This window comes from Rhodoferax sp. TH121 (genome assembly GCF_002251855.1).
GTDB lineage: Bacteria > Pseudomonadota > Gammaproteobacteria > Burkholderiales > Burkholderiaceae_C > Allorhodoferax.
In genome coordinates this window covers 1-17,612 of record NZ_NOXW01000015.1, presented here as the reverse complement: position 1 = coordinate 17,612, position 17,612 = coordinate 1, and the positions used below count along the sequence as shown (strand labels likewise).

The following is a 17,612-nucleotide window of genomic DNA, read 5'->3' as shown; positions in this document are numbered from 1 at the left end:
TTTCTGCCTGTGCGCTAAACCCTGCATTGTCCGGCATGTGGCACTCCACCATCTCTTAGGCGTGCGCCTCTAGGAAAGACGCAGGATTTAAGGTGCCTTCACTAGGAGGGCTTCGGAGAATGCAAGGCACTGGTTTTTCATTCATCCACTTTGCAGGAGTTTTCCATGGCCAACAAGAAACTATCCACCGTGACCAACGAACTGATCGCGTCTTATGGCAACACTGCCAAGAATGTGATCAACGCCTACCGCGTGGGCAATGCCCGTGCTGTAGGTTATGTCGACCAGTCCTGGGCCGCCGCCGTCAAGAAGGCAGGCAACCGCATCAGCGCCGAAGTGCGTACCAACGCCGTTGCCGCCCAGAAAAAGGTCACCGCCCTCTACACCCATGGCGTGACCCTGACCACCGACAGTGCCGACAGCGCCGTCAACAAGGCCGTGGAACTGGCTGGCAAAGGCCTGGAACAAGTGGCAGCCAACGCCAACCGCTTTGAAAAGAGCACAGGCCTTACCACCCTGAACACCATCGCCGTGGCGGCTGTGCCGGCAGCCGTGGCGGTCAGCCATGTAGCGGCCAAGCTGGAAGCCCAAAGCGATGCGCTGGTGAGCAAGATTGCTGGCTCCAAGGTGAAAGCCAAGGCGGCAACTGCCAAACGCGCAGTGGCCAAGAAAGTGGCCCGCGTTCGCAAAGCAGCCTGAGCCCCCGGCGCCAGACGGCGCTGCGAACAGGCACACAGCGCCAGCTCCGCAAGGAGCCGGCGTTTTTTTATGCGCCCAGCACGCGCCGGGCCACCTCGGTATAGACCGGAATCCCGAACAAAATGTTGAGCGGAAATGTGAGCCCCAGCGACATGCCAAAGTACAGGGAGGGATTTGCCTCAGGAATGGTCTGGCGCACCACGGCGGGCACCGCGATGTACGACGCGCTGGCCGCCAGCACCATCAAAAGCGCGGTGTTGCCCACCGACATGGCCAAGGCCCAGCCCAGCAAAAGTGCCAAACCGGCGTGCGCCAGAGGTGCCACCACCGCGTACACCAGCAGCCAGGCAGACTGGCCCCTCAGGCCGCCCATGTTGCGGGCCGCTTGCAAGCCCATATCGAGCAGGAAGAAGGCCAGCATGCCTTTGAACAAGTCCACCGAGAAGGGTTTCATCACGGCCTCGCCTGCCGCACCAGTGGCCATGCCAATGGCCATGGCCCCCAACAACAGGAGCTGCGCACCGTCCGTCAGCGATTCATGCAACACGCGGCGCAAGGTGCCCGGCACCGGCATGGCGCCTGCGGCAGACTGCCGGCGCACATAGCTGGCCAAAACCACTGCCATTACTATGGCCGGCGACTCCATCAGTGCCATGGCAGCGGCCATGTGCCCACCATACGCCACACCCAGGTTGTCCAGATGCTGCACGGCCGTGATGAAGGTCACGGCACTGACTGAGCCGTAGGTGGCTGCCACCGCCGCCGCATCAAACCCATTGAGGAAGCGGCGCAACAAATAGTAGGCAAGGGCAGGAATGGCAAAGGCCAGGGCCAGTGCGGCCCCCAGGGTGATGGCCACCTCCGCGTTGAAGCCCGACTTGGCCAAGGCAAACCCGCCTTTGAGGCCCAGGGCCATCAGCAGGTACAGCGACAAAAAACGCGAGATGGGGTGCGGAATGTCCAGGTTGGACTTGAGCAGCCCCGCAGCCATGCCAAAGACAAAAAACAGAATGGCCGGATCGAGAAAACCTCCCATGTGCACCTCGTGTGTGAATGACGGGAGAAGGTAATGTCTTTTATGTTTCTGATAAAGCAGATAATTGATGAACAACACTTCTGCTTTTACAGAATATGCTTCCTCCCTTCAGCTACCGGCACTTGTACTATTTTTGGGTGGTGGCCAAGGAGGGCGGCATGTCCCGCGCCGCAGAGCGACTGGGCACTGCCGTGCAAACTGTGAGCACCCAGGTCCGTGAGTTGGAACGCGCGCTGGGGCATGTGCTGCTCAAACCCGCGGGGCGCGGCCTGGAACTGACGGAGGCTGGCAAAGCCGCCCTGCAACGGGCAGACCAGATCTTTCAACTGGGCGAGGAACTGCCCGCGCTGGTGCGTGCCGCGGGCACCGAGCCCGGCATGCGCCTGGCCTTGGGCATCGCCGACAGCCTGCCCAAGCTGGTGATTCACCGCTTGCTGGCGCCCATCGAACACGAGTCCAAGCTCCGGCTTGTCTGCCACCAGAATGCGTGGGAGGCCCTGCTGGCCGATTTGGCCCTGCACAAGCTGGACCTGGTGCTGGCCGACCAACCGGCCCCCACCAACCCCAATATCAAGCTTTACAGCCATCCACTTGGCGCATCACCCTTGTCGTGGTACGCCACACCGGCGCTGGCCAGCAAGGCACGCAAGACGTTTCCCGCCAGCCTGGCAGAACTGCCCGTATTGCTGCCCACCCACCATTCGGCCGTGCGCGCGCGTCTGGACCAGTGGTTTGAGCAGCACGGGCTACGGCCCCAGGTACGCGGAGAGTTTGAAGACAGTGCCTTGCTCAAGACCTTTGGGGCCAGCGGCATGGGCATTTTCCCGGCGGCAGACTGGGTGCATGCCGACATCCTGGCGCACTACAAGGTACAAAGAATCGGGCCGTGTGAGGGTGTGCAACAGCACTTCTTTGCCATCGGCACCCAAAAGAAAGTGCAGCACCCGCTGGTGCTGCGCTTGCTGCAGCAAGACGCCACTTAGGCAGCTTTGATGGCTCGCGCCTGCAAACGATGCGGCGCCAGGTATTCCTTCAGGTACACCTCAAACGGCATGGTGTCGGCCGCCTCGATGGCACGCTGTGCGTCCCATGACGCTTGCGACTCCTGGGCAAAGCGTGCAGCGACCTCAGGCGCCAACGGAGCCTGCAACATGGCCGCCCGCGTTTGCTCAGACTGCGCACGCGCAAAAGCCACAAAGGAACCTTCGTGTTGCTCGGTGATGGCACGCAACACGCGCGCCGAGGGCAAGGTGTCAGGGTGCTGCAATGCGTGCTGCGCGGCTTGCACGGCGCGGCTGTAGGCGTCGGTGCCATGGGCGGCATCCAGCGCTTGGGCAATGCCCACCATGCCGTCCACAAGCTCTTGGCCCCAGCTGGTCAGGGTGACCTGGGCATCGCCACGTTCCAGCAGCAAGCCAGGCTCGCGGCCGCGTTCGGCCACTGCGTGCTGGTTGCGCCCCACGGCAGCAATTTCCTGCGGTGAGTCATCCGGGCTGGCGGTGGAGAGGCAGTGCAGCAAGAACACGTCCAGGAAGCGCATGGTCTGGCTGTTGATACCTACCACTTCAAACGGGTCCAGGTCCATCAAGCGCACCTCCACATATTCCACGCCACGCTCACGCAGCGCATGCAGCGGGCGCTCGCCCGCAAAGGTCACGCGCTTGGGGCGGATGGTGCCGTAAAACTCGTTTTCGATCTGCAGCAGCGTGGTCGCCAATTGCTTGTAGACGCCATCGGCACCCCGCACGCCCACGGCCTCGTAGGGTGCGTAGGGTTGGGTCAGCGCGTTGTGCAGCGAGTGGGCGTAGCCCTCCAGGCTGTTGTAGCTCACGGCCAGAGAGGCCTGCGCATCACTCTGGTAGCCCAAGCGGCCCATGCGCAGCGAGGTGGCATAGGGCAGATACATGGTGCCTTCGCTCAGCGGCTGGAGCTGGTGCTGGCGGCCCGCCACAAACGAAGAGCACACCGCAGGCGAAGCGCCAAACAAATACAGCAACAAAAACGCGTGGCGGCGGAAGTTGCGGATCAAGCCAAAGTACTGCTCGCTGCTGACATCGGGCAGCGACCAGTTGTAGTGGATGCCCGAAATGGTTTGCATGCGCCGGCCATAGCGGTGACCCAAGCCACGGCGGTACACAGTCTTGGACTGCGCCACATTGGACGAGCCGTACTGGCCCAGGGGAATCTCGTCATCACCCGGCAGACAACAGGGCATGCTGGACACCCAAAGCCGCTCATCGCCCATGGCGCCCAAGGTGAACTGCTGCACATCGGCCAATTCCTGCAGGCATACCTCGGGGTCGGCATGCACACCCGTGATCAGCTCCACCTGCGATTCGCTGAAATCGGTGGTGATATGGGGGTGCGTCAAGGCCGAGCCCAGCGCCTGGGGGTGCGAGGTCAGGGCCAACATGCCGCTGGGCAGCGCGCGCAGGCTTTCCTTCTCCACTCCCCGGCGGATACCGCGCAAACGTTCTGCGGTCAGGGCGCTCAGGGCCGTTTCTCTACTGTCCATGCCTAGGGGCCCTTCCATTTTTCTTCGGGGCGCAAAGTTACCACAGGCCGGCATTTGCTGCAGGCGGCGGGTTGACTTTGCGGTTCAGAAGTAGCTTGGGACGACCGGCCAAATTTCAACGGTGCAGCCGGGCGGCTGGTGAATAATGCCCCCGTGGAAACCTCCGAACTGATGGTCTGGTCCTGCATGCTCGGCGGCCTGTTGACACTGGCCACCGTCGCGCTGGCCGACGTACTCATGAACCGCAGCGTCGCCTCGTGGCGGGGGCTGGTGTTTGTGCTGATGCTGGGCAGCTGCGCCATCCTGATGACCAGCCTGCCCGCGCTCTGGTTTCCTGAGCTCCCGGCGTCCATTTTGCTCACACTGAAAGCCAGCATGGGCCCCCTGTGTGGTGCCCTGTCCCTGATTTACCTGGGCCTGTGGCTGGGTGCGGCGGCCGAAGACCGCTTCGTCTACTACAGCCTGGCTTGGGGCGCCACGGTGTTGATCGGTACCGCCGTGCTGCTCGCGTTTTGGGCCCTGAACTACGAGGGCCCGCACCCCGAGCAAGTGATCGAAGTCGCAGCAGGCTTCAGTGCCGGGGCCATGCTGCTCGCGCTGGGGGTGTCGGTCCGAGCCCATGTGCTGGGGGACGAGTTGGCGCGCTGGATGGTGGTGGCCTGCTTTTTTCTGGCAGGCATGACACTGGGTCTGTACGCCTTCACGCTGCACCCCACGTGGTTTGGCTGGCAGGGCATGGCGCTCACGGCCTTTTGCACGGTCGCCCATTTTTTGTTGACCACGGCGCTTGCCGTGCGTCGAAACCGGCAAAACCGCCGCCTGCTACGCCTGGCAGGCCTGGCCCAAGGGGCAGACCCGGCTACCGGCCTGCCCACGGGATCGGTATTGCTGTCCAAGGTGGACGACACGTTTTGGCGTGCCGCGCGCCAGCAGGGCCAATGCACCGTGGTGTGCCTCCATTTGCACAACCTCTACGAACTGGGCGAGTCCGCGGGCCACCGCGTGGACCAGCAAATCCTGACGTCTATTACCGCGCGTATCCGCCGGGCGGTGGGCTTTCGCTGTGTGGTGGGCCTGTACCACCCGCGCTGCTTTGTGGTGGTGATCTCCGGCGTCAAACACGAGGAGTTGGTGGAACGCACCGTGCTGCGCCTGCGCATGGTGCTGTCCAAGCCGCTCAGTGTGGTGGGGCTGGACGAAGCATTCCATACCTTCATGCCGCGTTACGGCATGGGTCTGGTCACCGTGCGTGCAGCCAGTGCAGATCCGGTGGCCGTGGTGGATGAGGCAGAGCGCCGCTCTTGGGAGAACGCGGGCAGTACACCGCCCGCACCCGCCACCGCGTTTTGACTGCCGGGCTCAGCGCCCGCCCAGCTGGGCCAGGGCGCGGGTGACCTCTTGGCTGCCTTGCGCGGCACCACTCTCAGGCACCATGTCACCCGCACGGGCCAAGACCTGCCGCAGGTTCGCGGCCAAGGTTTCAGGCGCGTTGGCATCCAACCCGATCCATGCGCCTTGCGTGAGCGTGATGTGCGCGGCCTCCACACTGCCGGCACCGGCGCACAGCGTAGTGCGGGTGGGCGCGCCCTCGGACACCAGCACCAGCATGGCGGGCACCACGGCCTCCGGCTTCAAGGCGGCAAGTACGGCCTCGGGCATCAGGCCTTCGGTCATGCGGGTGGCCGCCGTGGGGGCTAGGCTGTTGACGTGGATGTTGTTTTTGGCGCCTTCCAAGGCCAGCGTTTGCATCAGGCCCACCAGGGCGAGCTTGGCCGCGCCATAGTTGCTTTGGCCAAAGTTGCCGTAGAGGCCGGAGCTAGAGGTGGTCATCAGAATGCGGCCGTACTTCTGCTCCGTCATATGCGGCCACACGGCCTTGCAGCAATGCACTGCGCCCATGAGGTGCACGTCCACCACGGTGCGGAAGTCGGCAATCTCCATCTTGGCAAAACTCTTGTCACGCAGGATGCCCGCGTTGTTCACCAAAATGTCCACGCGTCCCCAGGTATCCACGGCCTGCTGCACCATGGCCTGGACGGCCTCAAAGTCGGTGACCGATGCGCCGTTGGCGATTGCCTCGCCACCCGCGGAGCGGATCTCGGCCACCACGGACTCGGCGGCAGACAGCGAGCCCCCAGAGCCATCGCGCGCGCCGCCCAGGTCGTTCACCACCACTTTGGCGCCGCGTGCGGCCAGGGCCAAGGCGTGTTGGCGACCCAAGCCGCCGCCTGCGCCCGTTACGATGGCCACGCGGCCTTTGAAATCCAGATTCATCACTCGTCTCCTCGGGTTGTTGCATCTGACCCAAGGCCATTCCGTAGGCCTACCGTCAGCTGCCGGTACTTTAATTCAAGCAATTGCTCACCAAAAAGACAAAGTCCCATGCAAGACACCCTGGAACCTGCCACCGGCGCCCCCCGCGATGCCGCCACCGTGGTGCTGCTGCGCGATGCCCACCACGGGCTGGAAGTGTTTTTGATGAAGCGCAGTGGTTTGTCAGACACCTTCTGCGAGGCCTATGTGTTCCCTGGTGGCAAGCTAGACGCGCAGGACAGCAGCCCCGAGGCCCTTCAGACACTGGACATTCCGACCGCCACGCTGCCCCTGCAAATGAATGAAGCCGAACTCAGCCCCACCATGGCGGCCAGCCTGTTGGTGGCAGCGCTGCGCGAGTTGACCGAGGAAGCCGGCATCCGTCTGCCCGCCAGCGCCCTGGTGCCCTGGAGCCGCTGGATCACGCCGCGCATGGCAGCGCTGAGCAAAAAGCGCTTTGACACCCGCTTCTTCCTGGCCCTTTCCCCCAGCGACCAAGTGGCCAGCCACGACAACTTTGAAACCACCGCCAGCATCTGGCTCAGCCCCAAGGATGCGCTGCAGCGCTACTACCGCGGCGAGATCGACATGGCGCCACCCCAAATCATGAGCCTGGGCCACCTGGCCCGCTACCGCAGCGCGGCAGAGGCTTTGCAGGCGGCGAGCCAGCAGCGCCCGCCCTGCATCTGCCCAGAGAACTTCAGCGAACAGGACGTGGTGGTGCTGTGCTACCCCGGCGATCCGCGCCATTCCGTGCCTGAGCGCGCCCTGCCCGGCCCCACCCGGCTGGTGGTGCGCAACAAACGCTTTGTTCCGGTGGACGGTCTGGAGAGTCTGTGGGCTTGACGCCAACAATATTTGCTATCAAATAAGGAGCTTTTCGCGCAGTATTCATGTGGCCTAGAGGCCAATTTGATGCCTAAACCGGTATGGAGCGGCGTACCCACGCATCCACATCACTGGGCTTGACCAGCGTGCGCATCTCATCAAACGCCACTTGCGCCTCGGGGTAGTGGCGGCGCAGCAGGTTGAGCCACTGCTTCACGCGGCCGGCCTGCTGCTTTTGCTCCAGGCGCGTGCTGGCCACTTGCCAAAAGGCGTGCATGAGCGGGCCCAGGTCTTGCCACGTCCAGTCTTCCCCCGGCTGGGCCAGGCTGCCGGCTGCGGTGCCCATGGTGGCCAGAATGCTGCGGGCCAGCGCCGGGCGGGCCACGATGCCGCGACCCAGCATGAGCGTATTGCAGCCGCTTTGCGCCACGGCAGCTTGGGCGTCTTGCACATTCCAGATTTCGCCATTCACCACCACCGGCACCTGTACCGCGCTGCGCACATCGGCGACGCGGTCCCAGTAGGCGGGCGGGCGATAGCCCTGGGCTTTGGTGCGAGCGTGCACCACAATTTCAGCAGCACCACCAGCCTCCAGCGCGCGGGCGCAGTCCAGCGCCAGGCTGTCATCGTTGTAGCCCAGCCGCATCTTGGCCGTGACAGGGATGTGTGCCGGCACAGCGGCCCGCACGGCTGCGACGATGGTGTGAAGAATCTCCGGGTCCTGCAACAGCGTGGCACCACCGCCATGGCGGTTGACCACCTTGGCCGGGCAACCGAAATTCAGGTCAATGCCGGGTGCGCCCATCTCCGCCAGGCGGGCGGCGTTCTCGGCCATGCAAGGTGCGTCTGAGCCCAGCAGCTGCGGCCACACCGGCACACCCGCATAGGTGCGCGCACCATGCGCCAGCTCAGGCACCGTGCGCAACAGTGCCTTTTCGGACATCAGCGTATGCGTGATGCGGATGAATTCCGACACGCACTTCTCCACCCCGCCCACACGGGTCAGGATGTCGCGCAACACAAAGTCGAGAAGCCCCTCCATGGGGGCAAGGTAGATACGTACGGGCACGGCAGTGGGAAACGAAAGCAAATGGGAACGGTGTTGGGGCGGCGAACAACAGCTATATCTGGGCCTAAGGCATCACGGAGTCGTCAAACTCATCACGCTTGAACTGCTGGTCGGCAGGCTGCGCAGCATGTGCTGCCGTGAGACCCAGCTGCATCGCAAGGCACAGAACTACTTGGCGCATGCCGCACCTCCCTTGGCGCGCAAACGCCACAGCCACACGGCGCAGAGGACTCCAGCCATGGCGCTGCCCAAGACCAGGGCGATGGCGAAGCGAAGCTGCGCCTCCTGCAAACGCAATAGCTCAGGCGTGGGATCTGGGTATGGCATCGCTGTGGATGCGTAGAACAAAACCCCATATGCGCAAGCACTCACCGCAAATGCCAAGAGGATCAGGGCGATGGTCTGATGTCGGATCATGAACAGTCTGACAAGGTAGTAAAAAACAGATATTCGTAGTCGGCCTTGCTCCCCGCATTCCGCTCGGGACCGGGGAAATGCTGCGCCAAGGAGTCAGGGGCGCATTGTCACCGCATTCCCATATCCGGACGGCACGTGGCGCGCGTCCTCATTCACGGGCACCATGGGTTGGGCCGCACTGGCGACGACCGCACTCCGCATGACGCGTAGTTACGCGTCGCCACGCATCGCAGCTTGGTAGGCCTCGATGTGCGGTAGCAGGGCCTCACGTCTTGCCAGGCTTTCCTGCGACCACACTTCTTCACGTTCGTAGTATTCGGAATAGACCCGTACCGCGCCTGAAAGATCGACCCACGGCTGTTTGGACTGGGTGAAGATATGCACGTCCGGCGGGAGCAAGTCCGGGTTGTCCAGTGTGCCGACACGAATGAATTTGGTGATGGGACCGGCGCCCGCGTAGTGGCTCCAGACGGCGACCTTGCAGACAGGACATCTGGCGATCTTCTGCCCCTTCCCACTCGCAGATGGAGTGTTGACGATCTCTGGTTCCACACCCAAATTCGTCACGCGATCCGATTCAATCATCGCGTTTAGTGCGAATGCAGAGCCTGACTCTCGTTGGCACCAGCGGCAATGGCAACAGTTCACAACCAGTGGCGCTGACTCCATGCGGTAGCGAACAGCCTTGCAGTCGCAGCCACCTTCGGCTTTGAATAGAGATGGGTGCGGCATATGCGTGTTGATTGTCACCGTACGCCTTGCAGGCTACCGCCACCAACCGCCCTTGTGACCGGGCAGTTGACGACGATGTCGGTAACTTCGAGGGAGACAAGGCCCTTCTCCTGCGCGGATAGGAGCTCTTCTTCAGACTTGAGTTCGGGACCGATACCGGATGCCCTGCGCGTGACCATGACGAGACGCCAGAGCGGGCTATAGGCCTGATCCGTGTTACCGGCGCCTACAGGGCGGGGAGCTGATTGAAAAATGCTGATCTGCTCTCCCCCAGAAAACTTGTACACACGCTCAAGGACGGAGGGCCGAGAAGCAATTGCATCGCGTAGTCGCGGTGCATAGTTCACGCCAGCTGCACGCGCCATCGCCGCATCCGAGATGTCGGTTGTGATGTATTCAACTTGCCGCCCGTCAACCCAAGCGCGGCTCAGCGGGAGAACGGTCTCTGTTCCCCCGACATCAAAGTGCGAGCTCGCGCAACTGGCCAGCAGCCAAAGCATCGAAGTTGCAATTGCAATGCGAACCAAAAGGGATTCTCCTTGTGACGCCTAACGTTCGAGGTGAGGCGGGGCCGACGGCGAGGCTGCCCAGCCGCCGGAAGGATGATAAGCACAACCTCGAGGCTGCTGGCCTGCCTCGCCGTTGGGCCTAACCTCGACCGAGGGGTTAGGCCTCATTGGCGCAGTACTCGCGTTTTGAACTCGTGCCAACCTCGAAGTCCAGCCTCAGGAACTGCAGACTTCTCAAGGAACGTTCCGTTCGACATGTCGAATGCTTGCCACTCTTGGTCCAGGCAGAGTTCGATGATCGGGTGAACTACAGCTTCGTTTGCTCTAACGTGCAGCATTACACCTTCAACAGGATCGTCATTTCCGATGCTGAACTCAATTGATCCGAACGGGGACTCCCAAACGCCCCATGCTGGGTCTGACCAGTCGGTGCCTGGAAACGACCGTGAGATGGCGGCGTGTATCTCGACTCTTGTGCCTAGCGGATAGCAGCGTTCGTCGTTCGGAATCTCTTCCATCGTCTCGTACTGTCGACCAAATCTGCAAATCGAAACGTCCCAACTCATGGCTTCTCCAAGGCTGACCTGATCATAGGCAGAAGATCATGGATATGAGCCCTACCGTTTGAATTCAGCCGACCAGCCAGCGAAGCTGGCGCAGGTCGGCTGCAATGAACGGTTATGCACGAAAGCCACCTTGCCCATGCTTGGCCTCATGCGAACCACGCCCCGCTGCGCATGGCTTGTTGATTCCGGCCTCGTGTAATTCTCAGCATGTTAGAAATGGCTCCATTTGCCAAGCCGTGGTCGAGGGTGGTCAAGAATGCTTCGACGTCTGCGACTGGGGAGTGAAGAATGATGTCTAGGTATCTTCGCTGCTCAATTTCAGAAAGTGCGGTTTCTCGAAGCTGGAACGGATGATGCAGTGCAGCTTGAAGAAATGCAGAACGCTCTGAGTCGGCTTGCAATACCTGCAAATCTTTCTCTGCAAGCGGAACCTTGACTTCAAACTCTGCAAAGCCGCTGGCAATCGATACGAATAGGCTTGCGCCGGTCGCGTCTACTGCGGCATGCATTCGCAGCCCCTCAAACTCGAATTCGCTCGGAGTTGTCATGGCGCATAACGTTGGAGGCTACCGGCACGCAGCAAGCGCCGCATAGCGGCAACCTGCAGCAGTGTGTCCGTGTGGGCAGACATGTTAAAGCTCATTTCACACATCCCACTGCTTGAGGAGGCATGCAGCAAATTCAATGTTGCCTGCGGCGACGATGGCTCGGTTGGCCTCAACGGCATCGAAGAAAGTGCCGCGCTCCTCACCGTCGTCGCAAAATTCTGACATCTGCAAGTCTTCAAATTCTGGTTTGACCGGGGCATAGAGCGTTAGGTGCAATTGCTCGTAGTGCGAAAACTCGCCGTTTTCAAAATGACCAAATTGGCGAGTGAGATCGATGGTGAGCGCCGGACGAATTGACTGAAACTCAAAGTCGTTCGTTCCAACTTCTACCATCACGTAGTCCGACACACCGTCCACGGAGACAGACAAGTGCTCCCGAAATGCCTTCAAGGCAAGCTGTAGGCTGGGACGACTGAAATCAAACCCCAGAACGAGCAGGCGTTGTTCGAGGTCAGGAGCAGCTTGGGCAGGTGTCATGAGCTTTAACGTTCAGCTCAGCCGCAGTTCGTAAGTTGTTTTTTTGTGGAAAACTTTTGCGCAGCAAAACCACAAAAAAGCGGCTTACGAACTGTCGAGCACACGAAGTGTGCGGTGCTGGAGCGCCTTGTTAAATTTTTTCAAGCACACCCGATGAATTGAGAATTGGCTGCGCCCAAACATAATATTCTGATTTGTTTTCGCTCCACGGCCAAATGCCAGCCGTGGTAGGCCAAATTAGTTGGTAAGTTTTAAAGTTATTACCCGAGTAAAGCCAAAGCCCCCAGCCAAGGTATTCCTTGTAATGCTTTTTGTCCATTTCAATGAACGTAACGTCAAACCCTTCTATGAAGTCCGAATAAAACGCCCCAGAAATAAAAACCTCACCGGCTGCTAACCTTTGGCGATAGTTATTTATTATGGAGTGTGAAAGTTCGCGCTTTAGCCCAACTATTATTAATTCAGGTTGGTTTAGCGTTTTTTCTATGCCAATGGAATATGAAAAGCATGGCTGCTCTTCACCCTCCATAACATTCAGAACGTGGCAACCAAACTTTTCAATATCTTCCAGCGCTTTCCGATCTCGCTCATCCATTCGTACTTTCCAAATTTAACTATTGATATATCCCGTGAATTTGCCGGATACCACGGCACTGCACGAAATAACATGGGTCAAACGAGGGCGAAAAATCATTTGCAAACATAGGGTTAGAAAAATATACTGTATAAATGAACAGGTATAACAAAGACCCCAAAGTCGGTGCACCTGCACTCCAGTCCACGCGCCTTCTGGATCAACTGCGCGAGCGGATTCGTTATCTTCACTATAGCTTGCAAACCGAAAAAGCTTATGTCTATTGGGCGCGCTTTTTTGTGCGCTGGCATGGTCGCAATGGTGAGATGCGCCATCCGCGGACTATGGGTCAAGCGGAAGTGGAGGCATTTTTGACCATGTTGGCAGCTGAGCGGCAGGTGTCACCCGCCACACACCGTCAAGCGCTCAACGCCATTCTTTTTTTGTACAAGGAAGTGTTGGGCCAAGACTTGCCTTGGCTGCAGTCGATTGGTCGTCCGCCTGAGCGCAAGCGGATTCCTGTGGTGCTCACTGTGGCTGAAGTGCAATCTGTGTTGGCATTGATCGAGGGCGCAGAAGGCGTTTTAGCACGCCTCTTGTATGGCACTGGCATGCGCCTTGCCGAAGGCCTGAACCTGCGTGTGAAAGACTTGGACTTTGATCGCCACGCCATTGTGGTGCGCAGTGGCAAGGGTGATAAAGACAGAGTGGTGATGTTGCCGCACAGTTTGGTACGCAGCCTACGCGATCAATTGGCAAAATCGCGCGCCCTGTGGTCAACAGATCGTGCATCGCAGCGAAGCGGCGTTTTCATGCCCCATGCTTTGGAAGCAAAGTACCCACGGGCTGGTGAGTCTTGGGCTTGGCATTGGGTTTTCCCGTCAGACAAACTATCCATAGACCCGCGTACAGGTGTCGAGCGACGACATCACCTTTTTGATGAGCGTTTGGGTAACAGGCTAAAAGCTGCATTGATGCATTCAGGCATCGCCAAACATGCAACAGTGCACACCTTGCGCCATTCCTTCGCCACGCACCTGCTCCAGGCGGGCACCGACATCCGCACCGTGCAAGAGCTGCTAGGCCACAGCGATGTGTCCACCACCATGATTTACACCCACGTGCTCAAAGTAGCTGCGGGAGGCACGGCCAGCCCGCTGGACACCTTGCTGCCGGCGCACTAGCCAAGCACTATCAAATTTATAGCTGCTTGCGCAATAAAAAAGAGGGCCACAGCCCTCTTTTACTTGGAAACGGCAGCTCAGAAAGCTCAGTGCCGGATCAAGTGGTCAAACGCGCTCAGCGCGGCCTTGGAGCCTTCGCTGGCTGCAATCACGATTTGCTTGTAGGGCACGGTGGTGCAGTCGCCTGCGGCAAACACGCCGGGCACGTTGGTGTGGCCTTTGGCGTCCACCACGATTTCGCCGAACTTACTCAGGTCCACCACGCCCTTCAGGAACTCGGTGTTGGGCACTAGGCCGATTTGCACGAACACGCCTTCCAGCGCAATGTGGTGCTCTACGCCGGTAGCGCGGTCTTTGTATTTCAGGCCGTTCACCTTGCCGTCGGCACCGGTGATCTCGGTGGTTTGGGCGTTCGTGTGCACGGTCACGTTAGGCAGGCTGTGCAGCTTTTTGACCAGCACGGCGTCGGCCTTCAGTTGGTCGGCAAACTCAATCACGGTCACATACTTCACCACACCGGCCAGATCGATAGCGGCTTCGATGCCGGAGTTGCCCCCGCCAATCACCGCCACGTCTTTGCCTTTGAACAAGGGGCCGTCGCAGTGCGGGCAGTAGGCCACGCCTTTGTTTTTGTACTCGGCCTCTCCAGGTACGTTCACATTGCGCCAGCGCGCGCCGGTGGACAAGATGACCGTCTTGGCCTTGAGCGTGCCGCCGTTGGCCAGCACCACTTCGGTCAAGCCACCGGCCTCTGCGGCGGGCACGATTTTGTCGGCGCGCTGCAGGTTCATGATGTCCACGCCGTACGAGCGGGTCTGGGCTTCCAGGGCGGCTGCGAACTTGGGGCCATCGGTCTCTTGCACCGAGGGGTAGTTCTCAATAGCCATGGTGTCGTTGGTCTGGCCACCAAAGCGCTCGGCCGCCACACCCACGCGGATGCCTTTGCGGGCCGCGTACACCGCAGCGGCGGCGCCTGCAGGGCCACCACCAACGATGAGCACGTCAAACGGGTCTTTGGCACTCAACTTGGCGGCGTCTTTGTCGGCGGCGCCGGTGTCGAGCTTGGCCACAATTTCTTCCACCAGCATGCGGCCGTTGCCAAACAATGCGCCATTCAGGTAGACGCTGGGCACCGCCATGATTTCGCGGGCGTTGATTTCGTCCTGGAAAGCGCCGCCTTCGATGACGGTTGTTTTGACCTTGGGGTTCAAGATAGCCATGAGGCTCAAGGCCTGCACCACGTCCGGGCAGTTGTGGCAGGTGAGGGACATGTAAACCTCGAAGTTGAAGTCGCCGTCCAGGCCCTTAATCTGGTCGATCACGTCTTGCTCGACCTTGGGCGGGTGGCCGCCGCTCCACAGCAGGGCCAGCACCAGCGAGGTGAATTCGTGGCCCAGGGGCAAACCGGCAAAGCGCAGCGAAGTGTCCGTGCCAGCGCGCTTGAGGCTGAAAGATGGCTTGCGCGCATCAGTGCCGTCGAATGCCACAGTGATCTTGTCGCTGCGCAAACTCTGGATGGTTTGCAGCAGCTCGCGCATCTGCGCGGAGTTGTCGTCATCACCCAAGGACGCCACCATCTCGATCGGCAGCGTGACGCGCTCCAGGTAAGCGCCGAGTTGGGATTTGAGGGTGTCGTCGAGCATGGTGATTCCTTTTTTGCTATCTATTCAGTAGCTGCTTGCGCAGACTACACGGGGTCCAGAGCCCAATTTGGGCATAAAAAAGCCGGACGGCCCACAACACACGCTGCGGGACGCTGTCCGGCTGGTGGGCGGCTTGCGCCGCCCTACCGACAGATGCCGGGGTTTAGATCTTGCCGACCAGGTCGATGGAAGGAGCGATGGTCTTGGCGCCTTCGTTCCACTTGGCGGGGCACACTTGGCCGGGGTTAGCGGCGGTGTACTGGGCGGCCTTCAGCTTGCGCACGGTTTCTTTCACATCACGGGCGATTTCGTTGGAGTGCACTTCGGCAGTCTTGATGACGCCTTCGGGGTTGATGATGAAGGTGCCGCGCAGTGCCAGGCCTTCTTCGTCGATATGCACGTCAAAAGCGCGTGTCAGGGCGTGGGTGGGGTCGCCGATCAGGGGGAACTTGGCCTTGCCCACAGCGGGGGAAGTTTCATGCCACACCTTGTGGGCGAAGTGGGTGTCGGTGGTCACGATGAACACTTCAGCACCGGCCTTTTGGAATTCAGCGTAGTTGTCCGCTGCATCTTCCACTTCGGTAGGGCAGTTGAAGGTGAATGCGGCAGGCATGAAGATGAACACGTTCCACTTGCCCTTGATGGACTCGTTGGACACGGTGACGAACTTGCCGTTGTGGAAAGCTTCGTTCTTGAAAGCTTGGATTTGCGTGTTGATCAAAGACATGGTGACTTCCTGTAGAAATAGGTTGTTCGTGAAGTGAACGGGGTGAATCTTAGAGCGATTGCGCAATGTTTTGGGTTGATTGATCCAATCAACCACATTGACTTTGGCTATGACGACCGAAACACCCGGTGGTGCAGACGGCGCAAAGACCACCAAACGCTGCCCGCCACCACCGGAATGGCGGCTGCCGCCGTCATTTCGGGACTCCAGGGCCAACCCCAGTGCTGGGCGCCCTTGGCCAAATAACTGGCCAGACCCACGATGTAGTAGGTGATGGCCGCCACCGACAGGCCTTCCACGGTGGACTGCAGCTTGAGCTGCATGCCCTGGCGACTGTTCATGGTGGCCAACAGGGCTTGGCTGCTTTGCTGCTGCTCAATTTCCACCCGGGTACGCAGCAGGTTGCTGATGCGCGAGACACGTTGCGACAACGCGTCCTGCCGCCGGCTAGACCATGCACAGGTGCTGCGTGCAGGCGTAAGGCGGCGGTCCATGAATTCGCGGATGGTCTGCATACCCGCCAGACGGGACTCGGCAATGTCTTCAATCCGCTTGTCCACCAGCTCAAAGTAGGCTGCGCTCGCCGAAAAGCGCGAATGGGTGGCCGCGTGTTGACTTTCCACCTGGCCCGCCAGACGAGTCAGGCGGTCCAGCAGCTGCGGCTCATCGTCACGCGTGGCGGAGCGTATGGCCTCTGCCAGCTCGGCCAGCTCCCGCTCGGCACTGGCCAGTACCGTGGACGCCTCGCGCGCTGCAGGCAATCCCAACAGGGCTGCCATGCGGTAGGTTTCGATCTCCAGCAGGCTTTGCACCAGGCGGCCCAAGCGGCGCGGCGTCATGCCACCCGCCAGCAGCACCATGCGCGAGAAGCCGTCGGCATGCACCGCAAAGTCGGTGTACACCTCGCCAAAGCCGTCGGCCACGGTAGACGCCACCAGCGTTTCTTCGTGCAACACTTGGCGAATCCAGGGGCCGGTATTCACTTCTTGCGTGGGCAGCACCCACAGATGCAGGCTGGCCAGGCATTCACCCGGCAACGCCGCAAACCAATGGTGAGGCACCGCATCCAGTGCCAGCTCAGGTTCGCGCTCGGTACCGCCCTGCCCTGCTATCGGGCGCATAAAAGTCCAAGTGACAAACTCGGTGTGCAGTTCCCAGCGCACCCGGTACAAGCCAAAGTCCATGCGGATATGGATAGACGCTGCATCGGGTGGTGGCAAATGGTGGTCGCGCGCCAGAGCAGCCATGTGGGCCCGGCTGGCATCACGCTGCTGCGCGTTGCACACCATCACCACATGGGACAAAGCCATGGGCAAGCCCATAGGCTCTGGTGGGCGGGCGTGGACCTCGTTGTGCAGCGACAAGCGCTGGGCGTGTTGTGCCGGAAGTGAATTCAACGCCAGGCCCAGTTCAAAACAGAATCAATCGTCAACAAATGCTTCTTCGCGCTTGGCCTTGATAGAAGGCATGAGCACGATGACGAGCAGCAGAACGGCAGCGGCCAACAAGCCAGCCGAGAGCGGCCGGGTGATGAACACACTCCAGTCCCCCCGGGACAGCAGCAGCGCCCGGCGCAGGTACTCTTCCATCATCGGCCCCAGAATGAAGCCCAAGAGCAGTGGCGCAGGTTCCGTGCCCAGCTTGATAAAGATGTAACCAATGATGCCAAACAGCGCCACCATCCAGATATCCCAGGTGTTGTTGTTGGTCGAATA

At 60.3% G+C, this 17,612-nt stretch carries 19 protein-coding genes and 1 pseudogene; 5 read left to right on the top strand and 15 right to left on the bottom strand.

The window, feature by feature from the left end:
- Positions 1–165 precede the first annotated feature (165 nt).
- Complete coding sequence (locus CHU94_RS01650; protein WP_094476089.1) at positions 166–699, top strand: hypothetical protein; 534 nt, start codon at positions 166–168, stop codon at positions 697–699.
- A gap of 67 nt (positions 700–766) precedes the next feature.
- Here the strand turns inward: CHU94_RS01650 and CHU94_RS01645 are convergent, their stop codons facing one another.
- Entirely contained in the window at positions 767–1,735 is a 969-nt protein-coding gene (locus CHU94_RS01645) for a sodium-dependent bicarbonate transport family permease (RefSeq protein WP_094476087.1), read from the bottom strand.
- 95 nt (positions 1,736–1,830) lie between these two features.
- Here CHU94_RS01645 and CHU94_RS01640 point away from each other — a divergent pair, with 95 nt between their 5' ends.
- Complete coding sequence (locus tag CHU94_RS01640; RefSeq protein WP_094476085.1) at positions 1,831–2,718, top strand: LysR family transcriptional regulator; 888 nt, start codon at positions 1,831–1,833, stop codon at positions 2,716–2,718.
- On the opposite strand, the gene gshA is transcribed toward CHU94_RS01640, so the two are convergent.
- Entirely contained in the window at positions 2,715–4,250 is a 1,536-nt protein-coding gene (gene gshA, locus CHU94_RS01635; protein WP_094476083.1) for a glutamate--cysteine ligase, read from the bottom strand. The genes CHU94_RS01640 and gshA overlap by 4 nt on opposite strands.
- Positions 4,251–4,403: 153 nt before the next feature.
- Here gshA and CHU94_RS01630 point away from each other — a divergent pair, with 153 nt between their 5' ends.
- Positions 4,404–5,600, top strand: a complete 1,197-nt coding sequence (locus CHU94_RS01630) for a diguanylate cyclase (protein ID WP_141211356.1) — start codon at positions 4,404–4,406, stop codon at positions 5,598–5,600.
- 9 nt (positions 5,601–5,609) lie between these two features.
- Here CHU94_RS01630 and CHU94_RS01625 read toward each other — a convergent pair whose 3' ends face one another.
- Positions 5,610–6,524, bottom strand: coding sequence for an SDR family NAD(P)-dependent oxidoreductase (locus CHU94_RS01625; RefSeq protein WP_094476079.1), 915 nt, complete (start codon positions 6,522–6,524; stop codon positions 5,610–5,612).
- Between the two features lie 108 nt (positions 6,525–6,632).
- Here CHU94_RS01625 and CHU94_RS01620 point away from each other — a divergent pair, with 108 nt between their 5' ends.
- The gene (locus CHU94_RS01620; RefSeq protein ID WP_094476077.1) at positions 6,633–7,409 is read left to right on the top strand and encodes an NUDIX hydrolase; all 777 of its coding nucleotides are present in this window, start codon (positions 6,633–6,635) and stop codon (positions 7,407–7,409) included.
- A gap of 73 nt (positions 7,410–7,482) precedes the next feature.
- Here CHU94_RS01620 and CHU94_RS01615 read toward each other — a convergent pair whose 3' ends face one another.
- The 8 genes from CHU94_RS01615 to CHU94_RS01580 all read right to left on the bottom strand — a co-directional run bounded on the left by CHU94_RS01615 (position 7,483) and on the right by CHU94_RS01580 (position 12,364).
- Positions 7,483–8,433, bottom strand: a complete 951-nt coding sequence (locus tag CHU94_RS01615; RefSeq protein ID WP_094476075.1) for a tRNA-dihydrouridine synthase — start codon at positions 8,431–8,433, stop codon at positions 7,483–7,485.
- A 195-nt stretch (positions 8,434–8,628) separates the two neighbouring features.
- The gene (locus CHU94_RS19335; RefSeq protein WP_094476073.1) at positions 8,629–8,877 is read right to left on the bottom strand and encodes a hypothetical protein; all 249 of its coding nucleotides are present in this window, start codon (positions 8,875–8,877) and stop codon (positions 8,629–8,631) included.
- 210 nt (positions 8,878–9,087) lie between these two features.
- Entirely contained in the window at positions 9,088–9,609 is a 522-nt protein-coding gene (locus CHU94_RS01605; RefSeq protein WP_094476071.1) for a GFA family protein, read from the bottom strand.
- A gap of 14 nt (positions 9,610–9,623) precedes the next feature.
- Positions 9,624–10,136, bottom strand: coding sequence for a hypothetical protein (locus CHU94_RS01600; protein ID WP_141211355.1), 513 nt, complete (start codon positions 10,134–10,136; stop codon positions 9,624–9,626).
- Positions 10,137–10,282: 146 nt separating this feature from the next.
- On the bottom strand, positions 10,283–10,684 hold the full coding sequence (locus CHU94_RS01595; protein ID WP_141211354.1) for a hypothetical protein: 402 nt from the start codon (positions 10,682–10,684) through the stop codon (positions 10,283–10,285).
- Positions 10,685–10,830: 146 nt separating this feature from the next.
- Complete coding sequence (locus CHU94_RS01590; RefSeq protein WP_094476065.1) at positions 10,831–11,232, bottom strand: hypothetical protein; 402 nt, start codon at positions 11,230–11,232, stop codon at positions 10,831–10,833.
- Between the two features lie 96 nt (positions 11,233–11,328).
- Positions 11,329–11,769, bottom strand: a complete 441-nt coding sequence (locus CHU94_RS01585) for a hypothetical protein (protein ID WP_094476063.1) — start codon at positions 11,767–11,769, stop codon at positions 11,329–11,331.
- 130 nt (positions 11,770–11,899) lie between these two features.
- A complete protein-coding gene (locus CHU94_RS01580) occupies positions 11,900–12,364 on the bottom strand; it encodes a DUF4262 domain-containing protein (protein ID WP_094476061.1) in 465 nt (154 codons plus the stop codon).
- A gap of 134 nt (positions 12,365–12,498) precedes the next feature.
- Here CHU94_RS01580 and CHU94_RS01575 point away from each other — a divergent pair, with 134 nt between their 5' ends.
- The gene (locus CHU94_RS01575) at positions 12,499–13,527 is read left to right on the top strand and encodes an integron integrase (protein ID WP_094476059.1); all 1,029 of its coding nucleotides are present in this window, start codon (positions 12,499–12,501) and stop codon (positions 13,525–13,527) included.
- A gap of 86 nt (positions 13,528–13,613) precedes the next feature.
- Here CHU94_RS01575 and ahpF read toward each other — a convergent pair whose 3' ends face one another.
- From ahpF to CHU94_RS01555, 4 genes and pseudogenes are all read right to left on the bottom strand, one after another.
- On the bottom strand, positions 13,614–15,170 hold the full coding sequence (gene ahpF / locus CHU94_RS01570; RefSeq protein ID WP_094476057.1) for an alkyl hydroperoxide reductase subunit F: 1,557 nt from the start codon (positions 15,168–15,170) through the stop codon (positions 13,614–13,616).
- A gap of 163 nt (positions 15,171–15,333) precedes the next feature.
- Positions 15,334–15,897, bottom strand: a complete 564-nt coding sequence (gene ahpC, locus CHU94_RS01565) for an alkyl hydroperoxide reductase subunit C (RefSeq protein ID WP_094476055.1) — start codon at positions 15,895–15,897, stop codon at positions 15,334–15,336.
- A 107-nt stretch (positions 15,898–16,004) separates the two neighbouring features.
- Positions 16,005–17,300 (bottom strand): DUF3422 family protein, encoded by a 1,296-nt coding sequence (locus CHU94_RS01560; protein WP_094476053.1) that lies wholly within the window; start codon positions 17,298–17,300, stop codon positions 16,005–16,007.
- Positions 17,301–17,318: 18 nt separating this feature from the next.
- Positions 17,319–17,612, bottom strand: a pseudogene (locus CHU94_RS01555) (tripartite tricarboxylate transporter permease); the annotation flags it as partial.

Coding starts and splice junctions, on each gene's coding strand:
- CHU94_RS01650 (WP_094476089.1), top strand. CDS start 166: ATGGCCAACAAGAAACTATCCACCGTGACCAACGAACTGATCGCGTCT.
- CHU94_RS01645 (WP_094476087.1), bottom strand. CDS start 1,735: ATGGGAGGTTTTCTCGATCCGGCCATTCTGTTTTTTGTCTTTGGCATG.
- CHU94_RS01640 (WP_094476085.1), top strand. CDS start 1,831: ATGCTTCCTCCCTTCAGCTACCGGCACTTGTACTATTTTTGGGTGGTG.
- gshA (WP_094476083.1), bottom strand. CDS start 4,250: ATGGACAGTAGAGAAACGGCCCTGAGCGCCCTGACCGCAGAACGTTTG.
- CHU94_RS01625 (WP_094476079.1), bottom strand. CDS start 6,524: ATGAATCTGGATTTCAAAGGCCGCGTGGCCATCGTAACGGGCGCAGGC.
- CHU94_RS01620 (WP_094476077.1), top strand. CDS start 6,633: ATGCAAGACACCCTGGAACCTGCCACCGGCGCCCCCCGCGATGCCGCC.
- CHU94_RS01615 (WP_094476075.1), bottom strand. CDS start 8,433: ATGGAGGGGCTTCTCGACTTTGTGTTGCGCGACATCCTGACCCGTGTG.
- CHU94_RS19335 (WP_094476073.1), bottom strand. CDS start 8,877: ATGATCCGACATCAGACCATCGCCCTGATCCTCTTGGCATTTGCGGTG.
- CHU94_RS01605 (WP_094476071.1), bottom strand. CDS start 9,609: ATGCCGCACCCATCTCTATTCAAAGCCGAAGGTGGCTGCGACTGCAAG.
- CHU94_RS01595 (WP_141211354.1), bottom strand. CDS start 10,684: ATGAGTTGGGACGTTTCGATTTGCAGATTTGGTCGACAGTACGAGACG.
- CHU94_RS01590 (WP_094476065.1), bottom strand. CDS start 11,232: ATGACAACTCCGAGCGAATTCGAGTTTGAGGGGCTGCGAATGCATGCC.
- CHU94_RS01585 (WP_094476063.1), bottom strand. CDS start 11,769: ATGACACCTGCCCAAGCTGCTCCTGACCTCGAACAACGCCTGCTCGTT.
- CHU94_RS01580 (WP_094476061.1), bottom strand. CDS start 12,364: ATGGATGAGCGAGATCGGAAAGCGCTGGAAGATATTGAAAAGTTTGGT.
- CHU94_RS01575 (WP_094476059.1), top strand. CDS start 12,499: ATGAACAGGTATAACAAAGACCCCAAAGTCGGTGCACCTGCACTCCAG.
- ahpF (WP_094476057.1), bottom strand. CDS start 15,170: ATGCTCGACGACACCCTCAAATCCCAACTCGGCGCTTACCTGGAGCGC.
- ahpC (WP_094476055.1), bottom strand. CDS start 15,897: ATGTCTTTGATCAACACGCAAATCCAAGCTTTCAAGAACGAAGCTTTC.